This window comes from Mucilaginibacter gossypii (assembly GCF_017569325.2).
GTDB lineage: Bacteria > Bacteroidota > Bacteroidia > Sphingobacteriales > Sphingobacteriaceae > Mucilaginibacter > Mucilaginibacter gossypii.
In genome coordinates this window covers 848732-874450 of record NZ_CP071878.2, presented here as the reverse complement: position 1 = coordinate 874450, position 25719 = coordinate 848732, and the positions used below count along the sequence as shown (strand labels likewise).

General features: G+C 41.7%; 14 protein-coding genes. 6 read left to right on the top strand and 8 right to left on the bottom strand.

Annotated features, from left to right (window positions below; all coding sequences use genetic code 11):
* Positions 1 to 43: 43 nt before the first annotated feature.
* A complete protein-coding gene (locus J3L18_RS03740) occupies positions 44 to 1090 on the top strand; it encodes a DUF6807 domain-containing protein (RefSeq protein WP_129570709.1) in 1047 nt (348 codons plus the stop codon).
* Positions 1091 to 1385: 295 nt separating this feature from the next.
* On the opposite strand, the gene J3L18_RS03735 is transcribed toward J3L18_RS03740, so the two are convergent.
* Complete coding sequence (locus tag J3L18_RS03735; protein WP_129570710.1) at positions 1386 to 3941, bottom strand: TonB-dependent receptor domain-containing protein; 2556 nt, start codon at positions 3939 to 3941, stop codon at positions 1386 to 1388.
* Between the two features lie 564 nt (positions 3942 to 4505).
* On the opposite strand from J3L18_RS03735, the gene J3L18_RS03730 reads away from it, so the two are divergent.
* Positions 4506 to 5333: a sensor histidine kinase gene (locus J3L18_RS03730; RefSeq protein ID WP_189549361.1), complete on the top strand. Its 828-nt coding sequence runs from the start codon at positions 4506 to 4508 to the stop codon at positions 5331 to 5333.
* Entirely contained in the window at positions 5330 to 6073 is a 744-nt protein-coding gene (locus J3L18_RS03725; RefSeq protein ID WP_129570712.1) for a LytR/AlgR family response regulator transcription factor, read from the top strand. Before J3L18_RS03730 ends, J3L18_RS03725 begins: the two co-directional genes overlap by 4 nt.
* A gap of 273 nt (positions 6074 to 6346) precedes the next feature.
* Here the strand turns inward: J3L18_RS03725 and J3L18_RS03720 are convergent, their stop codons facing one another.
* Positions 6347 to 8896, bottom strand: a complete 2550-nt coding sequence (locus tag J3L18_RS03720) for a glycosyl hydrolase 115 family protein (protein WP_129570713.1) — start codon at positions 8894 to 8896, stop codon at positions 6347 to 6349.
* Between the two features lie 425 nt (positions 8897 to 9321).
* Here J3L18_RS03720 and J3L18_RS03715 point away from each other — a divergent pair, with 425 nt between their 5' ends.
* The 3 genes from J3L18_RS03715 to J3L18_RS03705 are packed head-to-tail and all read left to right on the top strand — an operon-like array spanning position 9322 to position 14344.
* The gene (locus tag J3L18_RS03715; RefSeq protein ID WP_129570714.1) at positions 9322 to 11454 is read left to right on the top strand and encodes an alpha-N-acetylglucosaminidase; all 2133 of its coding nucleotides are present in this window, start codon (positions 9322 to 9324) and stop codon (positions 11452 to 11454) included.
* 53 nt (positions 11455 to 11507) lie between these two features.
* Complete coding sequence (locus J3L18_RS03710; RefSeq protein ID WP_129570715.1) at positions 11508 to 12869, top strand: alpha-L-fucosidase; 1362 nt, start codon at positions 11508 to 11510, stop codon at positions 12867 to 12869.
* A gap of 17 nt (positions 12870 to 12886) precedes the next feature.
* Positions 12887 to 14344 carry an alpha-L-fucosidase gene (locus J3L18_RS03705; RefSeq protein ID WP_223266233.1) on the top strand — a complete coding sequence of 486 codons (1458 nt, stop codon included), beginning with the start codon at positions 12887 to 12889 and terminating at the stop codon, positions 14342 to 14344.
* A gap of 305 nt (positions 14345 to 14649) precedes the next feature.
* Here the strand turns inward: J3L18_RS03705 and J3L18_RS03700 are convergent, their stop codons facing one another.
* The 6 genes from J3L18_RS03700 to J3L18_RS03675 form a co-directional block, all read right to left on the bottom strand.
* Positions 14650 to 15684, bottom strand: coding sequence for a LacI family DNA-binding transcriptional regulator (locus tag J3L18_RS03700; RefSeq protein WP_129570716.1), 1035 nt, complete (start codon positions 15682 to 15684; stop codon positions 14650 to 14652).
* 33 nt (positions 15685 to 15717) lie between these two features.
* Positions 15718 to 17235 carry a right-handed parallel beta-helix repeat-containing protein gene (locus J3L18_RS03695; RefSeq protein ID WP_189549363.1) on the bottom strand — a complete coding sequence of 506 codons (1518 nt, stop codon included), beginning with the start codon at positions 17233 to 17235 and terminating at the stop codon, positions 15718 to 15720.
* A gap of 25 nt (positions 17236 to 17260) precedes the next feature.
* On the bottom strand, positions 17261 to 18814 hold the full coding sequence (locus tag J3L18_RS03690) for a right-handed parallel beta-helix repeat-containing protein (protein WP_129570718.1): 1554 nt from the start codon (positions 18812 to 18814) through the stop codon (positions 17261 to 17263).
* Between the two features lie 228 nt (positions 18815 to 19042).
* Positions 19043 to 20377 carry an IPT/TIG domain-containing protein gene (locus J3L18_RS03685; protein WP_208102506.1) on the bottom strand — a complete coding sequence of 445 codons (1335 nt, stop codon included), beginning with the start codon at positions 20375 to 20377 and terminating at the stop codon, positions 19043 to 19045.
* 68 nt (positions 20378 to 20445) lie between these two features.
* Positions 20446 to 22281, bottom strand: coding sequence for a RagB/SusD family nutrient uptake outer membrane protein (locus J3L18_RS03680; protein ID WP_129570719.1), 1836 nt, complete (start codon positions 22279 to 22281; stop codon positions 20446 to 20448).
* Between the two features lie 46 nt (positions 22282 to 22327).
* On the bottom strand, positions 22328 to 25684 hold the full coding sequence (locus J3L18_RS03675; protein ID WP_208102507.1) for a TonB-dependent receptor: 3357 nt from the start codon (positions 25682 to 25684) through the stop codon (positions 22328 to 22330).
* Between the last annotated feature and the right edge of the window lie 35 nt (positions 25685 to 25719).

The window sequence follows — 25719 nt, the reverse complement described above, 5'->3', positions numbered from 1 at the left end:
CCCTACCATTAGGGCACAGCCTTTTTTAACCTTACATCAATCAATGAAGATCATAAAAAAACTGGGGCTCGCCGTTGCCGCAAATATGCTATTGTTTCCTGTAGTACACGCTCAAAAAGCCGAACCGGTAAGGCTGGTAAAAACAACAAATAATAAAATAGATATCCTGATAGGTGGAAAACCCTTTACCAGTTTCCTTTATCCGGATAGTTTAGAAAAACCCGTTCTTTACCCTTTGCGGTCGGCAAACGGCACATTGGTGACCCGCGGCTTTCCGCTGGCCCCACGACCTGGCGATCCTACAGATCATCCGCATCACATAGGGTTATGGTTTAACTTTGAAAACCTGAACGGTCTTGATTTCTGGAATAACTCTTATGCCATACCGGCCGCTAAAAAGAGTGGTTATGGTTGGATCCGAACCGACAAAATTTTGGAAACAAAAGATGGCACAAAAGGTATACTGGCCTATCATGCAAACTGGACAGATCAGCAAAAGCAGGTGATATTAGAAGAACAAACGCGTTTTGAATTTAGCGGAAATGCCCGGGAACGGATCATTGACCGTGCAACTACACTTACTGCGGATAAGGACGCTCTTTTTAAAGATGCCAAAGATGGCATGCTTGGCCTGCGCCTGGCCCATGAGCTGCAAATCCCTGACCCTGCCGATCAGAAATTTACCGACGATAAAGGTAACGTAACCATAGTAAAAGGAGGTACCGATAAGGTAGCTAACGGTACTTACCTCACCAGCGAAGGCAAAACAGGTAACGACGCATGGAGCACCCGCGGTGTATGGTGCAAGGTATATGGTAAAATTGGAGCAGATTCGGTAAGCGTTACTATTATTGATCATCCTCAAAACCCAAATTACCCTACTTTTTGGCATGCCCGTGGCTACGGCCTGTTTGCAGCCAATCCGCTGGGCGAAAAGGTGTTTACCAACGGCAAATCTGAAAAGAACCTGACTTTAAAGAAAGGCGAATCGGTAACATTCAGGTATCGGATCATCATACACAATGGCCCGCAAACTAACAGCGCAGCGCAATTAAACCAGGCTGCGGAGGCTTTTAAATCATTTAAATAGCATCACCATATCAAACAAACCAGTCCGGGATATTTATCAGGATTACTTTTTATCATTTTTAAATATCCCGGCAGGCATGTCATTTCCCGCCGAGCCCGGCGCAAGGTTCAGGTAATTATGGGGGTGTTGCTTTTCCATTTTAATCTCTACCAGTAGTACCTTTCCTGTTTTTTGAATATTTTTTCAGTCAGATTGTTTGTTATTGCCGGGATCAGTTCGTTAGAGATATAGCCCATATAGCCCTCATTTTCCTTGATAAGGGAATTACTCAAAAATTTACCCTCAATATTTTCTATCAATTTTGCGCCCCTTGCCCACTACTGTCGCCCTGTTTTAAATCATCATTGTTAACGCCGCGTTTCTTCTTAGGCATCTGCGGACCAAAATTCATTTTACCGAAGTTATAGGCAAAGCTAACGCCAAAAGATCTGAACGGCACTGAGAACCTGCTGCTTTGACTAAGCGGGCCGCTATTAATATTGGAGGTAAAGTCTTTATAATCCTTAAATGGCTGCGTAATGTTCAAACCAATAGTTCCGCGTTTTTTCCAAACATCCTGCTTCAAACCTATCACCCATAAATTGAAAGATGGGTTTGTTCCCTGGAAAGTTCTCCTTGCCGAGTTCTGGATCAAAAAAGTTTCGGCAGACAAAGCCTTGTTTATTTTTACTGTTCCGCTAATGAAGGCATTGTACTGAACATAGGTAGACTGACTTGCCTGCTGAAGGCTGCTGATCACCTGCGGTTTATAGGTAAACGCATTAATGTTGCCCCGTATCGTGAGGACCTTGAACAGTTCTGTTGAGCCAAAGAAGGTTACACCAATGGAATTATTGTTACCCACGTTAAGGTAATTGGTGAGGGAAACATCCCTGGTAACCGGGTTCCCGTTATTATCCACCGTTGTGTAAGGCACCGTACGTACATAGCTTTCAATAATATCATTGGTCTTCCTGTAATAGACGGAGGCATTGATAACGCTGCTTTTGATGAAAGTAGAATAAGTCATTTCCACGGTCTGCGTAATTTCGGGCGACAATTCCGGGTTACCCTGCGTTTGGTTGAGAGGGTTGCTGGTATTCAGAAACGGGTTTAAATATTGCAGGCTCGGCCGTTGGATACGCTTACTATAGCTTAGTTTCAGCGTTTGGGTAGGCGTTAAAGCCTTTGAAATCACAAAACTTGGAATAAAGTTGGTATACGTATTATCAAAAGGTGCCAGGCCGGCACTGACATTGCCCGAATTTCCATTAATTTTTGTATTCTCTAACCGGGCGCCTGCCTGTACAGTAAAACCATCTTTCAAATTTGCAGTAAGCAAGCCGTAGCCTGAGTACACGTCCTGGTCGTAACTATAGGTGTTGGATGTGGCCGTATTAAATACGTACGCGCCTGAAGCATCTGGATTGAAAAAATCGTATTCGCTGGAGATCCTCCTTAAAATACTTTTCGCACCTGTTTCCAGCTTAAATACCTTGCTGACCGGTAGTACGTAATCCAGCTGGTAAGTATACTCGTTATTGATACCGTTATTAACCGCACGCTGGTTTTGAGTAAAAGCAGAATATTCTGACAGATAGTTTACATCTGATGTACCATGTGTCCATTGAAAAGCAAAGCTTAATTCTTCACCTTCCTTTTTAAACTTATGAGTAAAATCGTTATTCCAGTCAAAGTTGGAGACTTTGAATTCGTTGCTTGTTAAGGCTGTATAATCGATATTTCCCTCTGATGCAGAATTATTGCTATTTACCGAGTTACCTTTATTTTTAAATGCCCCTCCCCTTAGGCTAAAAGTAGAGTTAAACGTGTTTTGATCATTAAAATCATATCCCAAAGATGCCGAGCCATTAGTAAAATGACGATTTGATGTACTTTGCCCGTTTGACGAGGATGATGTACCCAGCTCGGTATTTCGACTGCTGAAGGATTGATAGGTGGTTTGCGGCCATCCAACGTTATAACCCAGGTTAGCTGTGATGCTTAGTTTATTTTTGTTGAAATTGATATTCCCGCTCTCATTGTTTTGACGGGTGCCTATACCCATATTGATGGAGCCGCTTACACCGGCAACCTCCTTCTTCTTGGTAATAATATTGATGATGCCGGCCGAACCTTCCGCATCGTATTTAGCCGAGGGTGCCGTTATCACTTCAATATTCTTGATCTGATCGGAAGGCATGGATTTCAAAACGTCGCCCGCGTTGGTTACCAACGCTCCTGAAGGCTTGCCATTGATCAGTATCCGTACGTTCTGATTTCCGCGGAGGGAAACATTGCCGTCCATGTCAACCGAAACCATGGGCACTTTGCGCAAGATATCAGAAGCATTGCCGCCTGCACTGGTTACATCTTTTTCTGCATTAAAAACTAATTTGTCAATGTGGTTTTCCACCAGGGCTCTTTGCCCGGTAACCTGAACATCAGCCAGCATCTTAGCGCTTGGCGAAACGATAACCTGCCCAAGGTTTCTGTCGGTTTTGGCTCCCGTTAAAACAACGCCGTCAATTGTTTTGGTGGAGTAACCTATAAAAGCGATTTGGATGCGATAAGTTCCCGGCGCCACACCGGTGATTTTGAAACCACCTTTCTGATCTGTCAGGCTACCGTTCACTGGAGCAGTTGTACCTGCTTTAAATAAGCTTACTGTCGAATAGTCCAGTGGCTTTTTAGTAAGGGAATCTATTACGGTTCCTAAGATAGTTCCATTACCCATAGGGGCACCTGATGGCGGGCCTGCGGGCTGTTGGGCTTGCACGGTCCCTGCTGCCAATAAAAACCAGGTTATCAGTTTCAATGCCCGCAGGCTCGTTGTATTTTTTAAGTTGAACTTGTAATTTTCAGTTCCCATATTCGAGATTTTGAAACAAAACAAAGTAAATACATTGATCAAAATCTGCAGAATAGACGGATCGGCCTTAATAATAGACCAAATGAACGTTAGAGTCTATGACTTTGTGATTGGAGGAATTTTCAATAAAAGCTATAGATCAAAGTTGCCATTCTGTCTATTAATTCCTGTAAACCATCTATTCCTAAAAAAAAATAAAAAAACATTTTGTCATTTGCAGCATCCCGGTGAGATGGGATTTAGTTGATTACTGTATTTGATACAGTATGGTGCGTTTTGCCTGAGAAACAAAACGCACTTTTTTTCCGCTATTTTTATGGTAAAATTCGCGATATGGCTTTTTCAGGCTTAAAGAAGATCTTTTTCTCAGTTCACTTTTATATAGTGGCCTGTTTATTAGCGTTAATGTTATTCCCATTATCCTGGCCCTTAAAACTCCCCGGTGAATTTTGGATCAAACAGGTATTGATACATTTGGTATGGGCAACATTATTCTATGCCAATCTGTTTTATTTTACGCCCCAATTGATTTATAAAAACAAGGCTGTATTATTTGTTCTTTTGATGATAGCTATTCTCGTCTCCGTTGTGTACTTAAACAATTGGTTAGATGAAGTAACCGGCTGGAAAGCTGTATTTACCAAAGTTTACAAAAACCCGGCTAAAAAATCATCTGACGATAACCATGTTTATAATTATTGGACTATCATAACTGCACTTGTTTTACTGGGAGTAAGCACAATCATCGCGGTCTCCAGGAAGATCAAGGCCGATCAGGAAGCCTTCCGTGCCACTGAACAGGAAAAAATCAGCTCAGAGCTTTCTTTTTTAAAAGCGCAGATCAATCCGCACTTCTTTTTTAATATCCTGCATACCATTTATGCACTCGCCGATAGCAACCCCGTGGCGTCTAAAGATGCGGTTTACACGCTTTCGCATATGATGCGTTATGTTATTTATGAAACCAAGAACGATCTGACCGACCTGGAAAAAGAGATCAAATTTATTGAGGACTATATCAAACTGATGAAGCTGAGACTGAGCGATGATGTACAGATCATTTTTGAAAAACAGGTCAACCTAAAAAATCATGAAATAGCCCCCATGCTTTTCCTGCCATTTGTTGAAAATGCCTTTAAGCATGGCATCAGCGGTGTACACCCAAGTTACATTTATATAGAGGTCAGCCAATCTGCCGAAGAGTTGAAGCTGGAGATCAGGAATTCACTTTTTGAAGAACAAACAGCTCAGTTGGAAGATAGTAATGGCATCGGTATTGTAAATACGAAAAGAAGGCTCGACCTGCTATATCCCGGGCGCTACACATTATCGGTTGACCGCGACTCCAATATCAGGGAATTCATTGTAAATTTAACTTTCCGATTCAAATGAAAATTGACTGCATAGCTGTAGACGACGAACCGATAGCTTTAAAGCTAATTACTTCGTACATTGAACAAACCCCGTTTTTAAATTTACAGGGTACGTTCGGCAACGCTATCGAAGCGCTGAAAGCTATTCATCAACAACCCGGCCTTCAATTGATATTTTTAGACATCAGGATGGCCGACCTAAGCGGTGTTGAACTGGCAAGGATCATTGAGCAAACCGGAAAGAAAAAAGGTCCGCGCGTTATATTTACAACGGCTTATGATCAATATGCTTTAGAGGGCTTTAAGGTGAACGCGTTAGATTACTTACTGAAACCGTTTAGTTTTGTTGATTTTTCAAAAGCGGCTGCCAAAGCATATGATTATTTTGAGATTTTGGAAAGCGCTCAAAATAATATAACTCCCGGAACGCCTGTTGAAAAGAACTATATTTATCTTAAGGTTGATTATCAGCTGGTAAAGGTTAATATAGCAGACATCCTTTATATCGAAGGACTTAAAGATTATGTAAAGATTTTCCTGGCGAACCAGGATAAACCGTTATTAACCCTCACAAGCCTGAAAAACCTTGAAGAGAAACTCCCGGCCAGTATTTTCCTGCGAATTCACCGCTCATTTATCGTATCCAAAGAAGCAGTCAAATCCGTTACCAAAAATTCTGTCCAGATTACAAATACTACGATACCTGTAACAGAACAATATAAAGAAGTTTTTGCCTCATTCCTGAAAAATTGGTCTTGATCATCATTTGTTGTTCATCAGGGATTAAATATTCATGAGCTGGCATAACCCTAGTTTCTCCAAAACGGCGCTGCATGTCCAATACAAATTTTACAGATCCTGCAATAAAGGAATGGAGCTTTGCATGGGTCGTAGACGCCCATCGTACTTTATGAAATACTTTAAGAAGCATACGCAGCAATCACCTACTGATTTCCGCAGGGCGGTTTCCTGAATATATCGTTTTCTTTTGGCCCCGTCGGCTGTGGGGGATAAATAAAAAAGTTGAGGACACTAATTTTTATAAAATGAAATTTTATCAATTACTACGCCAGGGTCGATAGCCCTGATAGACAATTTGTGTGTACCGGTGGTTAATGCTGGTAAATCTATTAATGCACTAACGTAATTATTTCTAATACCCTGGTTACGGTTGGGTCCATTCTCATCTTCCTTGCCATTTGACCCCGGCACTTCTGTTGTTGAAATAAATTTATTATCAACTAAAATGGCTACCCTTAATTGCATACCAGGATAAATTCTGAAAGTTGGCATAAAATCAATCCTCACCTTTGCTGAATTACCATCAGTTTTAAAATTGTAATTCAATGTTGGAGCTTTTGCATCGCCAGGTTTCCATGATAAATTAAGGTTAACCGGTGTCAATGCCATAGCCCGGCCGCTATTGCCCAATCCTGGTATAACCGACCATTTTGCGGTTCCAGCTGTGGTTTGTTCATCGGCAGATGAAGCGTTTCTTGTTATATCCGCCTGAATTGCTTTTTTGGTGGTATCCGGTTTCCTGGTTTCAGCCCATGGCCATGCTACCTGGCTATTCCATGATAGAAGATTTTGACAGGTTATTGTTCCCGGCATCATATATTGCCATTTCCCCCCTGCTATTTTATTATTGTAATTATTAACTTCGGATTCCAAAGCCGCTTTAAGGCGATCTATCTCGACATGATGGGTAGCTTGATTTGCGCCATAAACAATTGCCCTGTCATGCATAAATATAAGTCCGGTTTCTGCCATGATACGGGCCGGAAAACCAATCATTTCTGTATAAGGATCCTGCTTATTTAAGGGTACAGACTTTGCTACAGAAGTTTCAAGATTTAATAATCTCTGATAATCAGCTTGTAATTGCACAGCTTCGTTATCCGACAAAGAAATAGCCCAATCACGATTCATTAATTCAGGTTTTCGTACTGTGCCTAAACGATAAAATTCTGTAAGCAAGTCGTTAAGCTTAGCTACATTTTCATTAAAATGTTCTGTAAGAAATGCTTTTAAAAATTGGGGTTGTGCATCCGTCTTTTGACTTTCCGGGTTCCATGATAAGCGTGAAAAATAGTCGATCCCCAATTCCATCGGTTTAACATCACCTACGTTAATCACCCACATCGTCCGGGCCTGATTTTCCCAGGCCTTATGAAACTCTTCCCACATCAATGCCGGGGCGGTAGAATTAATCCATGTATACGAATGAGGACCACCGTAGTAAGATAAGTGCCAGTATAATCCGCTACCGCCAGACCGCTTCCTTTCGGTTGGATTCGATAAGCGGCGAATGTATCCAAAATTGTCATCTACCCAAATCAGAGTTACATCATCAGGTACTTTTAAGCCGGCATCATACACAGGCAATACTTCTTTATAAGGAACAAAACATTGAGCAACAGCCCCCCATTGTTTATTGACGTATTGATTAATAAGATCTCGCTGGTCTTTAAATACCTTTTCTAAAAGGGTTATCCTTTCAGGTATACCTGATGGTGGCGATTCCATACCACGATCATGTATACCGCGTATACCCATTGTCCAAACTGCTTCTTTGTCTTTTCTGTCCTTAGCAGTTTCTTTCCAATATTTATAAATACTATCAGGATTAGTGCTATAATTCCAGGCACCTTTAAGTTTCTCGTTCCAATGCACGTTATTATACAGCATCGGTTCGCAATGTGATGAACCTGCAACAATACCATAATGATCGGCCAAAGCTACATTCTCGGGAGTATCGCCAAATTCTTTAGACACCTCATGCATAGCAGGCCAAATATAGTTGAGCCGCAAACGCAACATCAATTCAAATAATTTTTCATATGTTTTGGGGCCAATGCCATGTGCAAAATCCTTTTCAAAGTTTTTCCTCGCCCATTGATTTATTCCCCAGTCTTCATCATTAATAAAAATACCGCGATATTTAACTGCCGGTTCATCCCAAGTTGGTTTAGGTACGGAGATTGTAACTGTTTTTCTTTTAGCAGTAGGAACATCTGCCCACCAATGCCATGGCGATACACCCATTTTCCTTGAAATTTGTAAGAGTCCATAAACTGTCCCTCGTCTATCGCTTCCAACTATAATGAGCGCTTTTTTTACACCAGGTGCGGGGTTGTTAACTATTTGCCATAATGAAGCCTCCCAACGGCCTTTAATTTTAATAATATCTTTGATCTTGTGTGCAGCTATCAACCTATCAATAGCTGGGCTTTTACCAATAGTGCCGGCAATAATCATTTCAGCGGCGGGGTGTTGCAAAGTAGTAATAGCCGGCAAAGTTCCGGTAACCTGTTTTATATCGTCAGCAAAAAAGCAAGCCGCAAGTTTCACCGCCTGGTAATCAGAATTATCAATAGCTAAACTTATACTTTTTTGAGCAGTGGCCACTGTAATATCTGTTGATTTTGAGGCTAAAGCAGTTTTTACACTCAAATTTTGAGCACTAACGCTTATTGTTGTTAAGGTTACCAGTAAATGCAGTAGCGGTGTTGCTTTTAATATACTGCGGTTATAATATTTATAATAACTTATGCGGGTATTCAAGAGTGATTTTAACATTTATAATATTGTATCATGTGACCATATTAAAAATCAACCGAACTCGTGAGTTAAACCACCAGTTTGGTTAGGTTATTAATATCCGTAATTCTGCTCTAATTTAGCGCCTTTATTCCATTTTTCAGCGGCCGTTATAGGCCGTAGTTATCGGCAGTCCTTAGGTAACTGTAATATCGGCTACATTTTTTCGCCCTATCATAAAATAACCCAGGCTGTTAATGTCAATCGGGGTTATCCAGGCAGGATTAGCATATCGCCCGCTCTATATTTGATAAAAAACAGTGAAAACTTACGCAAACGTTTGTCTTTACAGTAACAAACGTTTGCGTAGGTTTCAAGGCTCCAGGGCATAGAATTATGCATAATCTTTCCATTAAATTTTAGTTAGTTTCGGACATATTAACAGAAAAAACCAACAAATTTTTATGCGAAAACTAACCTGTCTGCTACTTTTATTATTGCCTATACAGCTTTTAGCGCAACAATTTGATGCTGTAAAAGCACTGGTTAAAAGGCGCGCTCCGTGGTTAAGCAACCATATCGTTTTTGAACCCTTAAAAAACACCAGTTCAGAAATAGTTGAACTGCAAACCATCAAGAATAAACTGGTTATCCATGCTTCAGGAGCCAATGCGGCAGCTGTTGGTATAAACTGGTATTTAAAATATTACTGCTATCGCTCTATGTCTCACATGGGTGATAACATGTTGCCCGTGTTTCCTATTCCTAATGTTAACAAAAAAGTAACCGTACAAGCTGCGGCCAAGTATCGTTATGCGTTAAATTACTGCACCTATAATTACACAATGAGCTTTTATAGCTGGCCCGACTGGGAACGGGAGCTTGACTGGATGGCGTTAAATGGTGTTAATACAATGCTTACTGTTGAAGGTATGGAAGCGGTATGGCAAAACACGCTGAGGAAAATAGGATACACTGAAAATGAAATTAACAGTTTCATTGTTGGGCCTGCTTATACCGCATGGTGGCTGATGGGAAATATTGAAGGCTGGGGAGGTCCCATGCCTCAAAGCCAGATAGACAACAGAAAGCTGATTCAACAGAAAATGATGAAGCGGATGCAGGAGTTGGGTATACAACCTGTGTTGCAAGGTTTTTATGGCATGGTGCCAAGCTCATTAAAAAACAAAAGTAAAGCACATATCATTGATCAGGGTACCTGGGGTGCTTTTAAAAGACCTGATATACTTGACCCCACTGATCCTGAGTTTAGCCGCATTGCCGGCATCTACTATAGCGAAATTCAAAAATTATACGGTAAGAACATCCATTTTTTTGCCGGCGACCCTTTTCATGAGGGTGGTAAAACGGAAGGTGTCGATTTGAAAAAAGCAGGCACTGCCATACAGGCATCGATGCAAAATTACTACCCCGGTTCAACATGGGTATTGCAGGGCTGGCAGGATAATCCCAAGCAGGCCATGCTTGATGGTCTCGATAAATCAAAAGTATTGGTACAGGAACTTTTTGGTGAGTTTACCAATAACTGGGAAAAGCGTAAGGCTTATGATAATACACCATTTATATGGTGCAGCGTTAACAATTTTGGCGAACGGCCTGGCGTATATGGAAAACTGCAGCGCTTTGCCGATGAGGTATACCGTGCCCGTAAAAGCACTTACAGCAATTATCTTAAAGGTGTGGGGATTATGCCTGAAGGCATCAATAATAACCCTCCTGATTATGACCTGATGCTTGAACTGGGCTGGCACCAGGAACATGTAGACACCCGCAGTTGGATAGATAAATACGCTCTATATCGTTATGGTAAAAGCAATGGGCATGCAAGTAATGCCTGGCAGGGATTTTTACAAACCATTTATCAAAGCCTTCCCGGTTACCAGGAAGGGGCTGGCGAATCCATTTTTTGCGCAAGGCCCGCACTTAAAGTTAAATCAATTTCCAGTTGGGGTACGCTCACCCGGAATTATGACACAGTTGCTTTTGCAAATGCGGTAAAAGAATTTGCAAAAGCGGCGCCTGCTCTTAAAAATTCGGCTACTTATAAAATAGACCTCATCAATATGGTGCGGCAACTGCTGGCTAATAAAGGCACGCTCACATTTAATGAAATGGTAACTGCTTATAACAGCAAGAATCTGCAAACATTTAACGCAGCCAGCGCAAAATTCCTGCATATGATAAGGCTGACAGATGATCTCTTAAATACCGATCAGTATTTCAGGCTCAACACCTATCTCAAACAAGCCATAGATAACGGCAATACCGCAGAAGAAAAAGCAAACAATTTAAAAAACGAATTAATGCAAATTACCTATTGGGGCGAAAATGTGCGTACCGAAGACAATCTGCATGAGTATGCTTATAAAGAGTGGGCCGGTCTGATGGATAGCTATTACTTGCCCCGCTGGGAGATTTATTTTGATTATTTGCGCAGCAATCTGCAAGGTAAAAACGTTCAGGAACCTGATTACTTTTCCTGGGAACGAAAATGGGTGGACGACAACCAAAAGCTAAATCCCGAAAAGCCTCAAAGGCCTTTACTGGAAGTGGTTGATGAAATTTTATCGATGTAAAACATCTCCTTTTTTAAACACGCTTTTTAAAACTAACGTCAGCTATCCGCCAAATGAAAAAAACGTTAACAGGTATTTTATTGGTTTTTATTGCATTTTCCCCTTTATATGCCCAAAAGAAAATAGGAACGGAAACACCCGAACAAAAAGCCAAACGTATGTCCTGGTGGACTGATGATCGCTTTGGTATGTTTATCCATTGGGGACTTTATTCGCAGGCGGCAAGGCATGAATGGGTAAAAAGATGGGAGCGCATGACGGATGCGCAATACCAGCCTTATTTTGATGAGTTTAATCCAGATTTGTTTAATCCCAAAGAGTGGGCAAAGAAAGCTAAGGCAGCCGGGATGAAATATGCTGTGCTTACCACTAAACATCATGAAGGGTTTTGCCTGTTTGATTCAAAATATACTGACTACAAGGCTGCTAAAACCGCTGCTAAAAGAGACCTTGTAAAGGAGTTTGTTGATGCTTTTAGGGCCGAGGGTATAAAAATAGGGTTTTATTACTCACTGTTGGATTGGCACCATCCTGACTTTACGGTTGATGTTTTACACCCATTGCAACCGGCAAGCGAAAAGGACGAGGATTATGATAAGCTGAACAAAGGGCGTGATATGGCCAGGTACCGTACCTATATGCACAACCAGATTAAAGAACTGCTTACCAATTACGGCAAAATTGATATGCTATGGCTCGATTTTTCGTACCCTGATAATGGCAAACATGGAAAAGGGGCCAAAGACTGGGGATCTGTTGAACTCGTTAAAGAAATAAGAAAACTACAGCCCAATATTATAATTGATAACCGCCTCGATTTAAATGAATACCAGGATGGTTGGGATTACCTGACACCCGAACAGGTAAATTTATCGGAATGGGTCAAAAAAAATGATTACAAAACCTACTGGGAAACTTGCCAAACGTTTTCTGGTTCCTGGGGTTATTTCCGCGACGAAAACAGCTGGAAAAGTACCACGCAATTAATTACCATGCTGATAGAGGCTGTAAGCAAAAGAGGTAACCTGTTGCTTAACGTGGGCCCTACTGCACGCGGTTTATTTGATAAACGTGCTAACGAAAGGCTGGACGGAATAGCAGCCTGGATGAAATATAACAGCCGCTCCATTTATGGATGTACCGAAGCTCCGGAAACCTTTGTAGCCCCGGAGCACACCCTGCTTACCTATAATGCAAATACCCGGCGCTTATACGTGCATTTGTTAGCATATCCCGGCAAAACACTTACTTTACCAGGCTATAAGGATAAAGTAAAATACGTTCAGTTTTTACATGACGCGTCGGAGATACAACAGGATAGCAAATCAAAGGATACAGGTAACGACCTGATATTAAATCTACCAGAAACCAAGCCCGATAGTGAGATACCGGTAATTGAATTGGTTTTAAATTAATGTTTGCTCATCTACCTATGAAAGCAAAACTACCAATGTATTATACCATCATGATCCGAAAACTTTTACCCTACCTGTTTATTTTAGGATGCACCCACGCGGCATTGGCACAAAACGAACATAAAATGTCAGATACGTACCAACTTCCTAAAGATTCCCTGGTACGGCAAAAACTTGCCCGCTGGCAAGACCAAAAGTTTGGTTTATTTATGCACTGGGGAACATACAGTCAATGGGGTGTGGCCGAAAGCTGGACCATTTGCCCTGATGACTGGGTTACGCGTACCGGCCCCTATAGCAATGATTATTTCGCTTATAAAAAAGCATACGAAAACCTCCAAACCACTTTCAACCCCGTCAATTTTAACCCCGAAAAATGGGTTAAAGCGGCCAAGGCTGCGGGGATGAATTATGTGGTATTTACCACTAAACATCACGATGGTTTTAGCATGTTTGATACTAAACAAACAGATTATAAAATTACCGACCCTAAAACTCCGTTTTCAAAAAATCCGCGAAGCAATGTCACCAAAGAAATATTTAACGCCTTCCGTAAAGACAATTTTATGATCGGGGCATATTTCTCAAAACCCGACTGGCATAATGAAAATTATTGGTGGCCTTACTTTCCTCCTAAAGATCATAATGTAAATTACGATCCGCAACGATATCCTGAACGCTGGCAAAAATTTAAAGATTTTACCTACAACCAAATTGAAGAATTAATGACCGGTTATGGTAAAATAGATATTCTATGGCTCGATGGCGGCTGGGTACGGCCATCAGTTACAAAGGATAACGACCCGCAACATTATAACCAGGACATTGATATGGCCCGGATAGCAAAAATGAGCCGCAGCTATCAGCCAGGTTTGATTATGGTAGACAGGACAGCGACCGGCGAATTTGAAAACTATACCACACCCGAACAGGAAGTCCCGGACAAGCCCTTATCCTACCCATGGGAAACCTGTATGACCATTGGCAAATACTGGAGTTATGTTCCTGATGACGAATTTAAGCCCAGCCGTCAATTGGTACAAACGCTGATAAAAATAGTTTCAAGGGGAGGTAACCTCTTGCTTAATATAGCCCCCGGACCAAATGGCGACTGGAATCCGATTGCCTATCAAAGGTTACAGGACATTGCGGATTGGATGAAGATTAACGAAAAAGGGATCTACGCTTCCGAACCTGTTATACCTTATTCTGTTGGGAACATATATTTTACAAGGTCAAAAACAAAAAACACATTATATGCCTTCTGGCTATCAGAAAAAGATAATATAACCCTTCCGGCCGAGGTAAGTTTCCCTGTAAACAATATTAAACGGATTAAAAAAGTAAGCCTGTTGGGCAACGCTGAAAAGTTAAAATGGGCCTATCAAAATGGGCAGTTGAATATTCAAATTCCCAAATCTTTACAAAAGAACAGCAAATTAAAGTATAGTGACACTTTTGAATTGGAATATTAAAGAGTATACAAACAACAAGCCTATCAACCTCTGCCTTATAAATTCAAAACAAACGAGGCGGTATGATGAGCCTCGCTTTTTTTGAATTTTTCAGATACTAAGCGATATATAGTGTTGGGTTGGATTTACTCTATTAACAAAGAGGGGTTAACAGGGTTAACACAATTCAGGGCTAACATTCACATATACAGTTAATAATCAAATTATTAAGTGTAATTTCTAAAAAATATGTAAACCCCTTTTTCTATAAATATTACCCGCTAATGCTTTATGCAAATCGAAATTGGGACTGTTATAACCTTATCCTATACATTGGTACGCCCTCTATGAGACACCATACTGGAATCAAATACCGCATGATGGAAAACCGGGGTTAACGACGCTTCACTGATGCGATCATCAATTATTTTAAAAAGTATTTCGGCCGCTTTTATGCCTTGCTTTTGGGGAAATTGTTCAATGGACGCCATTGGGGCACTATCCATAAAACTCCAAATAGGAGAATTTGCAAAACTGACAAAGCTAATATCGTGATTGGGAGCCAAATTATAGTTCTTCAACAACTTAATTGCATCGCGTGCCACATAATCGTTAAAAGTGATAATAGCTGTGGGCTTATCTGCTAAAGATAATAGCCGCCGCATAGCATAAGTATTTTGCGCCGACGATAGATCCGAAGAGACTATCAGGTCAGTATTTACTGCTATCTGATATTTATCAAGCCCCTGTTTGTAAGCATCCAGGCGCTCTTTACTTGCAGCCAGTTGCGATGGACCATTAATTAACCCAATACTACGATGCCCTTTTTCTATTAAACAATCAATGGCCTGTAACATTCCCGATTGGAGATTACAAGCCGAGTAATGAATATCTTCCATACCAGGAATACGGTCAAAAAAAACAACAGGAATGTTATATTTTTTCAATTGTTCAAACACTTCATAATTCGTGGTATTTTTGCTTATCGAAATGATAATGCCGTCTAACCGATGTGTTTTCATTGTTTCCAGGATACGTTTTTCCTTATCAGGGTTTTCTAACGATTGCCCAACAAAAACGTTATAATTCCTTTTGCTGGCGTAATCTTCTATCCCACTAAGGGCCGAAGAAAAAAAAGCGTCAGAAAAATCCGGAACAATTACACCAATAGTTAATGTTTTTCGTTGTTTAAAAAATACAGCTGTTTGATTTCGCTCATAATTTAGTTCGCTTGCTACCTTATTAACCCGCATGGTAGTTACAAGGCCAATGCTGGGATGACCATGAAGAGCACGCGACACTGTTGAAGGGCTTACTTTTAAGCGTTTAGCTATCTCTTTAATTGTGGGAATCTTTTCCATTTTGTAATCAAGATTAAAAACAATGGGTATTGATTATTGATATGCCCCTTTACTTATCTGCTTATTTACGATACGCGTATTACCATCAAAATCAACCGTACCGTTAACGCCATCAGATATCACCTGCCCGCTATTTTTTGCTACTGAGGATGATTGCAGGTGAAAATCAAGGCCGGATGTATTGACAAATAAAGGATCAGTGCCATATGTTGAACTGGCGTCCCCGCCGCAGGCTGTCTTCCATAAGTTATAGTCGGTATAGGCCACGCCGTTCCAGGTCCACTGCGCGGGGCCTGTGGTGTAATACAGGTTATAATCGATGATATTACCCGATCCGCGGTTGGTATATTTATGAATAAACATATCTGATGCCCCACCATAAATGATGTTATTTTTTATTACGTTATTGGTGCAATCTTCCCTGATACTTATCTCCCCTTCTATTTCGCCAAAGGCACCTAATGCCTGGTTGTTATTATACAAGGTATTGTTTACTATAGCCGAGTTGCTTGTACCACCGCCTGTGTAATTTAAATACCCACCCATATAGATCCCGGAGCACCAACAGTTAAATACCAGGTTATTCCTTATGGTAACATGATCGGTGGGGAAGCCATTGGTTTCGCTCACAACACCAATCCCCCTGTCTGTAACGGACACTTTGTTTTTTTCCACTACCACATTCCTGCCGCCGTCTACATAAATACCTATGGCGCCATGTCCACCAAGCGGTCCTCTTTTGCTTTCAATGTTATAGAGGGTGTTGCCGCTGATAACACCATTACGGGCATAGTTAAGCGTTGGATCGCTATTTGCTGCATAACCTCCTGCTGCATCTATCCCAATATTTTGAGCATTATAAATGGTATTATTGGTGATGGTAAAACCGTCAACATAGCCATTGATGGTTAAATTTTCGCCGTACCCGGTTTTACAGTCATGGATTGTATTCCCGGTAACGGTAATATTAGTTACGGGATCGGTAGTATTCCCGATGACCAGTATAGCATTTCCGCCTCCATTGAGCGGGAGCTGAGTATAATCAATACCGTATACCGTATTGTTTTTTATAATAATGTAGTCGGATCCACCTTCAACCATAATGGCTTTGGGATCGCCAGTTGCGGTTTTAAGATTGCGTATTTCAAAGCCATCTACAACTATATACTTTGCCTTATCAATGGTTACCAGGGCTTCCCTCCCGTTAACACTAAAAGCACTACCGTCAATTATAGGTGTTTCCCCACGGTAAGCTTTCAACGTGATATACTTATCCATTACGCCAGATTTGGGAAATACAACCTTTTCGCTATATACTCCACCCCTTACCATTACGGTATCGCCGGGAATGGTATGGGAAAGCGCGTTATTGATAGTTTGAAAAGGCGCGTCAATTGTTCCTTTATTTGACTCTAACCCGTTGGCAGCTACATAATAAACATGAGTGCTCCCGGTAATTGTGACATTACCGCCGGGATCGTTCTTTTTACTGCAACCAAATGCCTGTATAGCAAAACCAAGCATTAAAAAAACATAGACATTACATTTCATAAGCATACTTTTTTAATTAAACATGTTACTGCTGTGCGCCTTTACTTATCTTATTATTTACAATGCGTGTATTTCCGTCAATATCTGTAGTGCCATTTATATCGGCAGAGATTACATTTCCGGTATTTTTTGCAGGAGAGGCCGATTGTATATGGAGATCAGGCGATGATGTACTCAACAAAAGAGGGTCCTGCCCGTTTGTTGAACCGGCATCATTGCCACTGAATGCTTTCCAGGCGCTCAAATCGGTATATGGAGCACCGTTAGTACTGTTCCAAATCCATTGCGGAGTGCCAGTAGTATAGTATAAATTATTGTCGATAATGTTATTGCTGCCTGTTGTGGTATACTTATGAATAAATACATCAACGGGCCTTGCATAAACTATGTTATTTTTGATCACGTTATCGTCGCAGTGCTCCGTAAGCCTGATCTCCCCTTCAATTTCGCCAAAAGCGCCCAGTACACGGTTATTCTGATATAAGGTATTGTTTACTATGTAACAGTTTTTAGTTCCGCCGGATGTGTAGTTCAGATAGTCGCCCATGTATATACCTGTGCGATAGCAGTTATATACAAAATTGTTTCGCACGATGGTGGTTTTGGTTGCATATACGTTGCTTTCGCTCACCAGTCCAATCCCCCGGTCACTGTTATATACTGTGTTTCTTTCGATAATGGTATTAGCACCGCCGCAAACGTAAATGGAGATAGCACCGTACCTGTCGGGGCCCCAGGTTTCCGGGGTCCTGGTCATGGTATTATCGTGAAAAATATTATCACTTATCACGCCATTGCGGGCATAGTTGGTAGCTACATCTCCCTTGGGATTTAAACCATCACCACCGGCAACAATTATCCCGATGTTTTCTGTATCATATACTTTATTATGGCTAAAAACAAAGCCGTCAATATTACCGGCCAGCGTTACATTTTCACTTGTACCGGTCTGCGTATCATGTACAGTACAATGCGTAATAACCAGGTTAGTAATGGCAGTAGTTCCGTTACCAATTGCCAGTATAGCGTGTCCGCTTCGCCAGTCGTTCAGGGATGCGTTGTTCTTTATGTTATAAATGTTGCAGTTTTTGATAGTGATATCGTGCGAATTGCCATTGATGGCGATCCCTTCAGGATCGGTATTAAAAGTTGAGCTCGTGAGATTACAGATATCAAAGCCATCCAATGTTATATATCTTACATTGCTCAGTGTAACCAGCGGCACCCAGCCCGAAACTATTATTTTGCTCCCGTCTATCACCGGCTTTTCGCCGGGATATGCCTTTAAAGTGATTAACTTATTCATGATCCCCGATTGCGGAAACACCACCTTATCATAATAGCTGCCACCTCTAACCATAACGGTATCACCGGGCAAGGCATGATCTAAGGCGGCATTGATGGACTGGAAAGGGGTATTGATTTTACCCGAATTAGCATCAGAGCCGTTAACTGATACATAGTAGATATGCGTATTACCGGTTGAGACTATTACGTCATTACCTACCGTTTTTTTGCTGCAAGCCATTGTCTGAATGGCAAAAACATGTATTAAAAAGATATTTATATAATGTTTCATTAAATTTATTCTAAGAAAAATTGCCGTAGCTATTGTTTGACATGCATTAAGTTTATTCGCACTTAAAACCGCGCAGTACCTGCCCGTAGCAGAAACACGTTTCTGCTACGGAGTACCCCTTAAATAAACCCAAACAATTATTAACTACTACTCATATTTATCCCGGACAACAAGGATATGCCTGGGTTGAAAAATAAACTGTGATAGTATTTTTAAAAAGGATCGTAATTATTCCGAAACTATTTTTCTTATCCGATTGTTGTTTTTATCCAAAACATACACGGTTCCATTCTTATCAACAGCAACACCGGTTGGCGCGCTGAAAAGCGCAGATCCTCCTATTGCGTCAGCATAACCTGCCGTACCGCTGCCGGCAAAGGTGCTCACATCAAAAGTATTAGCTTGTATAAAGCGGATACTTTGGTCGGGGTTGTAGCTTCCGCCGTCCCAGGTTCCATTGCCTGCCACATAAATATTGCTGCTATTGTCAACCGCGATGCCCCATGGATAAGCGAATTTTGCAGTTGCAGCCGCTCCGTTTAAATAACCCGAAACCCCAAGCTGCCCTGCAATGATACTGCCCTTCCAGTCGCCGGCATTAAATTTTCTGATAACCTGGTCACCATTAACCGATACGTATAAGTTGCCGGCTTTGTCAAATTTGATTCCAGCGGGATAGTTAAGACCGGATATCACCTGTTTGGTAGTCCATTGAGCTGATACCTGGTAGATGTTTCCGGGGCTGGAGCAGCTGGAGTAATAAATATAACCTGTGGTTCTGTCAACAGCAATGCTCCATGGCGATTGGTTTCCCCAAGCCCAGGTAATTGCAGTACCATCGGGGCTTATTTTACGAATATCATAATTTCCCGGATCAACGGAATATACATTTCCCTGGGCATCAACGGCAACATCGTAAGGTAGGGAGAAATTTGCCGCGCCCCCTTTACCATCCGCGTAACCCGAAACCTGGGGATTACCGGCGAGTGTAGATACATTACCTGCCGTATCAATTTTCCTGATGCAATGATTTCCGGGGTCGGCAACATAAACATTCAGGTTGTCATCAACGGTTACTCCGCAGCTTCGGTACCAGCTTTGCCCGCTAAAATCAAACATAGCATCTGTTCCTTTACCGTTTGCAAAGCCTGCTTTACCTGATCCTGCCAGGGTGGTGACAGTCCTGGTATATTGGTATGTAAAATTATCGGTGCTTGTTGCGGTTCCTTTTCCAATAGTTACAACTATGGGCCCGGAACCTGCTTTCTTAGGCACCACTACCATCATTTGTTTGGTGTTGGCACCAATGACCTTCAGTTTGAACCCATTCAGGGTAACCGAAATTTGCGAGGTATCTGTTGAAAAGTTGGTACCGGAAATCAATACTTCGGTACCACCGCTACCTTGTGCCGGGATAAATGTACTAATACTGATAGGTGATGCAGGATCATGTGCAGGGACTTTTTCTTTTTTACAGCTTATAAAAGCTATCATTATAAAAAGCGCCCCGGCAAGCAGGTATTGATTGATGCCTTTTGCCAATATATTTATGAATGTTTTCATTTGAATAATACGGTTTAATTATTTATTTCCAGACCTTTTACGCCCTGTTGGGTTAACAAGAGTCATCATTACCAACCCGGGTTTTGTACCAGTGCCCTATCGCGGTCCAATTGGTACTGGGATATTGGGAATAGGTACATTTTATTGTTCCATACCCTTTTTTGAAAAAGCGTTTTGTTGTAAAGCCCGGTAAATGCAAATCCCAGGCCTTGATCGTCAGTGTTGACATTAAGGCCATAAATAGTCTGATTTTCATCGGCACCCAGTAACAGCCTTCTTACAAGGGTAAAGTATCGGTCGCTTTCAAAACAAAGCTCTACCTGGCGTTCCCTTAAAATATATTTCCGCATTAAATCCTTGTTTCCAACAGCTCCCGGATAAACTGTCTCTATGCCAGGCAAGCCTGCCCTTGTCCTGATCTGATCAAGATAAAGCACGACATTGGGGTTCGAAGGATCATATTCATTCAGGGCTTCTACATAATCCAATAATATCTCGGCATACCTGATCAATATAAACGGCCTGTAGTTGGTGGCATCCATCCTTATGTTATCGGCAGGACTTACATTTTTTAATACATCATATCCGGTAATATTATTACTTGCGCCGCTGGCTTTTGCACCGGCTTTACCGTTATAATAAAATTCAACCCGGCCTGTGCCGTCAATATTCGCTGCAGATGAATAATAGTTTTTATCATCAACAGTTGGCGCAGGCAATACCGGTCGGCCATTATACTGGATATAGGCATAAAACCGCGGTTCGCGATTAGCATACATGTTCCATTGCCCTTTGCTGTGCTCCCAATATTTTGCGCCATTACTTTGAGCAAAACTTGTAGCTGTATATCCCGAAAGCGGATCATCAATGGTGCGGCCATTATTCATATAAAACGCATCCACAACATTCTGGGTGGCATTGTACATGCTATATCCTCCCGGCCCCGGCGACACACATTTGGTATATCCCCAATAATTCCAGGAGTTTCTTGAAAATATGATCTCACTGTTCCAGTTTGTTAAGAAAAGGTCCCTGACAGACAGATAAGGATCAAACTGGGTTCCGCCATTATCCAGATTTGTAAATAACTTGTACGAACCAAGATCAATTACAGCCTTGGCTGCATCGGCAGCTATTTTCCATTTGCCGGCGTCAAATACTGTGGGTGCCAGCGGGGTGCCATCCTGGTTTTTAAAAGAAGCAAATGATGGATTACCATTCCATAAGGGGCTTGCCGACAGTAAGGCCAGCTGAGCTTTTACAGCAAGGCAGGCACCTTTTGTTGGCCGACCGTAATTGCTGGTTGAAGGCCATTGCGCCGGTAAACCCGAAGCGGCCTGATCCATCAGTTGGTTAACATAATCCTTGCATTCGTCAAAAGACGCTCTCGGGTACTTATTGAAGTCATCATTTAAGCTTAACGTTTCCGTTACTTTCACCACCGGACCATATTGCTTCATTAACTGCCAGTAAAACCACCCGCGCAAAAACCTTGCTTCGGCTTTATATTGATTTTTTAGGCTGACACTTAGTTGGGTAGCGGGAACCTTATCAATATTGGCTTCAAAAATGAAAGACGACCGGATGCCGGTATAGTAATTATCCCAGTAATCAAAATAGGCGTTTACCGGGCTCCAGTTGCCCACAACCATTTGTCTTACATTGGTACCCGGAATGGATACCGACGACTCGTCACTGGCGCCCATCGCGCTGTAATCTCCCCCATCGGTTTGTTTGATATAACCATATATATTATATAAATACGATTCGGCATTAGCCCTGGTGCTCCAGATCAGATCTGATGTTAACAGGTTATCCGGTTTTTTATTAAGGTAATTACAGGACGATAAACAGGCACTCAGGAAGCAGATCCCAACTACCATTATTAGTATGTTTTTTTTCATTTGGCACACTTTAAATTCTTTTGAAATTGATTTAAATTCACGATTTCTATAACGCGACCCTTAACCCTAAGGCAAGTATTCTTACCGGTGGATAGCCTGCACCGTTTGAGCCAAGTTCAGGGTCCCAAAGTTTGAATTTGGAGAATGTTAACAGGTTTTGCCCCGTTAAATAAAAGTAAACTGAGTTTACACCCGCCCTGGTAAGAAACAAAGGCTTATAAGTATAACCCAATGTAGCCTGTTTTAAACGGACAAAACTTGCGTCTTTTGACCACCATGTACTGGGCTGATAATTATTGCTGTTTTGATTAGCAATGCCCAAACGCGGATAGTAAACATTCTGACTCGGGTTATCAACTGTCCACCTGTCCTCAAGGCTTGCAAGCATACCCGATGGATAAGTGCCCATGCCTGTAAATGGTACAATACCCGCGCCTTGTGCACCTGCACCGATTATAGAAGAACCGTTTGCCATAATAATTACATTACCCGTTCCCTGGAAGAAAAGAGAGAGATCGAACTTCTTATAACCAACCGTAAACCCTGCGCCGTACAATATGGTAGGTATGTCGGATTTACCTGTATAAACCCTGTCATAGCTGTTGATCACGCCATCGCCATTTACATCTTTATACTTGATATCGCCGGGCCTCAACACAGCGCCAAACTGGGTGGGGCTTTTATCAACATCTTCCTGCGAAGTAAATAACCCTTCCGCAACGTACATCAGGTTATCGCCATATTTGCGACCGGTAGCCTGCTGATAGGCGTATAATTGTTTAGGCTCATCTTTCTGTACAATTTTATTATTGTTATAAGTGAAATTGCCATACAGGCGCAAGCCTACCTTACCTATATTATCATTATATTCAATGTTACCCTCAATACCATGGTTATTCATTTCGCCAAGATTGGCGAATACAGCGCCGCTTACACCCAATATACCGGATAATGAACTCCGTTGAACCAAAATACTTTTCCTTCTCTCTTTATAAGCATCAATAGTGATATTCAGTTTATTAAACAGCCCAATCTCCAGGCCAATATTATCTTTTGTAGCTTTTTCCCATGTCAGGTTCTCCACTCCTATCACACTTTCGGTAGTACCTCCATATATTGTTCCGTTAAGGCCTAAACCCACAGAACCGCCACTGCCATATTGGTTGATATAAGGAAACCTGGTGATTTGATAGTTTGAGCCAATTTGGTCGTTACCTACGAGACCATGTGAACCCCTTATTTTAAGCAGGTTAAATGTTTTTGAAAAATCTTTGAAAAAAGGCTCCCTTGAAATTACCCAACCCGCAGAGACAGCCGGGAAAAAGCCAAACTTTTTGCCTGGTTCAAAGTTTTCTGAACCGGTATAGCCGGCATCAAATTCAAGTAGGTATTTATCGGCATAAGTATATGTTGCCCTGCCGGCCAAACTCTGATTGTTATAAGGGATAGAGGTAATAACACTACCTGCGGTGCTCTGGACCCTCGATCGCATATTGTATAGAAGCAATCCGCCAACGTGGTGCTTGCCGAAAGACTGATCATAATTAATATTGGTTTCCAGGTACATGGTTTTTTCGGCAGATGAATACTGCGTATAACCCAAAAACTGGTTTCCGTACCTCGATTGACCTAATACCAGGTTACCCTGCGGATCTCTTGACGTAGCTAAGTAAAGATCATTGGTACCTGTTCTGCCATTGTCATTTTCGCTGTACGAATCGAACGAAAACCTGGCCATGGCGCTTAGCCCGCTGGTAATTGCATCCAGTTTCTGGTTAATGGAAAAAACAGACTGGATAGTAGGGCGAAACTCGGTGTTATAACCTGAGTTTTGGATATCGTTTACCGGGTTGGATCCGCCATTGTTATACGGACCGGCCCATTTGCCATCGGGGTATCTTATCGGGAACGCGTTAGGTGGGGTTAAATATGATTCATACCAGATGTTTCCTGCCGAGATGCCGGGATAACGGCTGCTTACCAGCATCGCATCCAGGTTCATGGTCAGTAAAGTGGTTTTGCTGATATCTATATCAAGGTTTGACCTGAAGTCATAACGCTTAAAGTTAAGGTTGGGATTATAGCCATTTTGTTTGGTTACTTTATAACTTCCATCCTGGTCATAAAAAGAAGCGGAAACATAATACCTTACCGACGAAGCACCCCCGGTAACATTTAAGTTGGTATTATAACCGGGGGCCCAATTCTTATATACAGATTTTATCCAGTTTACATTGGGATAAAGGTACGGGTCCAAACCGCTTGCCGTTTTCTGGATAGTTTCTTCAGAATATGCAGGGGGGTTACCATCGTTTGTAGTTGCTTCGTTATGTAACCTCATCCATGAAACGGCATCCAGCATTTTAGGGGTCCTGGTAAGGCCCGACATGGATGTTTCTGTTTTAAAGGAAATTTTAGGTTTACCTGCGACACCTTTTTTGGTGGTAATGATCAAAACCCCGTTGGCGCCTTTGGCTCCATATACGGCGGTTGACGATGCATCTTTTAACAGGGAAATGCTTTGAATATCTTCTGGATCGATGTTGTTGTAAGCTCCACCATAAGTACTGTTCACGTCATCCCGCTGCACTCCGTCTATAATAATAAGCGGGTTTGAGTTACCTGTAAAAGTGCCAATGCCCCTGATGGTAAATGACGCGTTATCATAACCCGGCTCCCCGCTTCTTTGCATGGATATAACCCCCGCTACTTTACCTGCCAGTGCATTAGATAGGGAGCGGTTTGGAGTTGTTATATCAGCAACATTTACCGTAGTAACAGCCCCGGTTATGGTCAGCTTCTTTTGTTTACCATAGCCTACTACCACTACTTCATTTATACCCTTGGTATCGTCAAGTAACTGAACGGTCAGGAAAGATGTTGCTCCGGTAACCGTAATTTCTTTGGCAACGAACCCGGCAAATGAAATAACAAGGGTGCTGTTATCATTAGCTTCAATGGTAAACCGCCCCTCACTATCAGTTATTACCCCCTTATCAGTCCCTTTGATACGTACACTCGCGCCGGGTAAAGTAACACCCTTTGAATCAGTAACAACACCTGAAACTTTGATAGTAGGTACTGCCTGAACGGGAGGCTTAACAGGCGCAGGCTTAGGTTTTATAATTATTGTTTTCTCTTCTATGCTATAGATAAACGGCTGACCTGAAAGTGCCAGTTTCAATACTTCTTCCAATTCTATGTTCCGTACATTGATACTAACCGGATTAGCCTCTTTAATCAGCTTTGAGTTATAAAAAAAATCGTACCCGCTTTGCTCTCTTATTTCTTTAAGCACTTTTTCTAACGGAGCATTTTTCTCTGACAATGTGATTTTTTGTGCATAGCTCTTAGCACTTACCTGAAGTATTGTCGCCAGTAACAATATGATCGATAATTTCATGACCAACAGTGCTTTATTTTTTATACGGGGGATCG

Bases quoted from the DNA above. Each gene is read 5' to 3' on its own strand.
- J3L18_RS03700 (WP_129570716.1), bottom strand. From the start codon at position 15,684: ATGGAAAAGATTCCCACAATTAAAGAGATAGCTAAACGCTTAAAAGTA.
- J3L18_RS03685 (WP_208102506.1), bottom strand. From the start codon at position 20,377: ATGAAAACATTCATAAATATATTGGCAAAAGGCATCAATCAATACCTG.
- J3L18_RS03690 (WP_129570718.1), bottom strand. From the start codon at position 18,814: ATGAAACATTATATAAATATCTTTTTAATACATGTTTTTGCCATTCAG.
- J3L18_RS03740 (WP_129570709.1), top strand. From the start codon at position 44: ATGAAGATCATAAAAAAACTGGGGCTCGCCGTTGCCGCAAATATGCTA.
- J3L18_RS03675 (WP_208102507.1), bottom strand. From the start codon at position 25,684: ATGAAATTATCGATCATATTGTTACTGGCGACAATACTTCAGGTAAGT.
- J3L18_RS03720 (WP_129570713.1), bottom strand. From the start codon at position 8,896: ATGTTAAAATCACTCTTGAATACCCGCATAAGTTATTATAAATATTAT.
- J3L18_RS03710 (WP_129570715.1), top strand. From the start codon at position 11,508: ATGAAAAAAACGTTAACAGGTATTTTATTGGTTTTTATTGCATTTTCC.
- J3L18_RS03705 (WP_223266233.1), top strand. From the start codon at position 12,887: ATGAAAGCAAAACTACCAATGTATTATACCATCATGATCCGAAAACTT.
- J3L18_RS03735 (WP_129570710.1), bottom strand. From the start codon at position 3,941: ATGGGAACTGAAAATTACAAGTTCAACTTAAAAAATACAACGAGCCTG.
- J3L18_RS03715 (WP_129570714.1), top strand. From the start codon at position 9,322: ATGCGAAAACTAACCTGTCTGCTACTTTTATTATTGCCTATACAGCTT.
- J3L18_RS03695 (WP_189549363.1), bottom strand. From the start codon at position 17,235: ATGAAATGTAATGTCTATGTTTTTTTAATGCTTGGTTTTGCTATACAG.
- J3L18_RS03725 (WP_129570712.1), top strand. From the start codon at position 5,330: ATGAAAATTGACTGCATAGCTGTAGACGACGAACCGATAGCTTTAAAG.
- J3L18_RS03680 (WP_129570719.1), bottom strand. From the start codon at position 22,281: ATGAAAAAAAACATACTAATAATGGTAGTTGGGATCTGCTTCCTGAGT.
- J3L18_RS03730 (WP_189549361.1), top strand. From the start codon at position 4,506: ATGATAGCTATTCTCGTCTCCGTTGTGTACTTAAACAATTGGTTAGAT.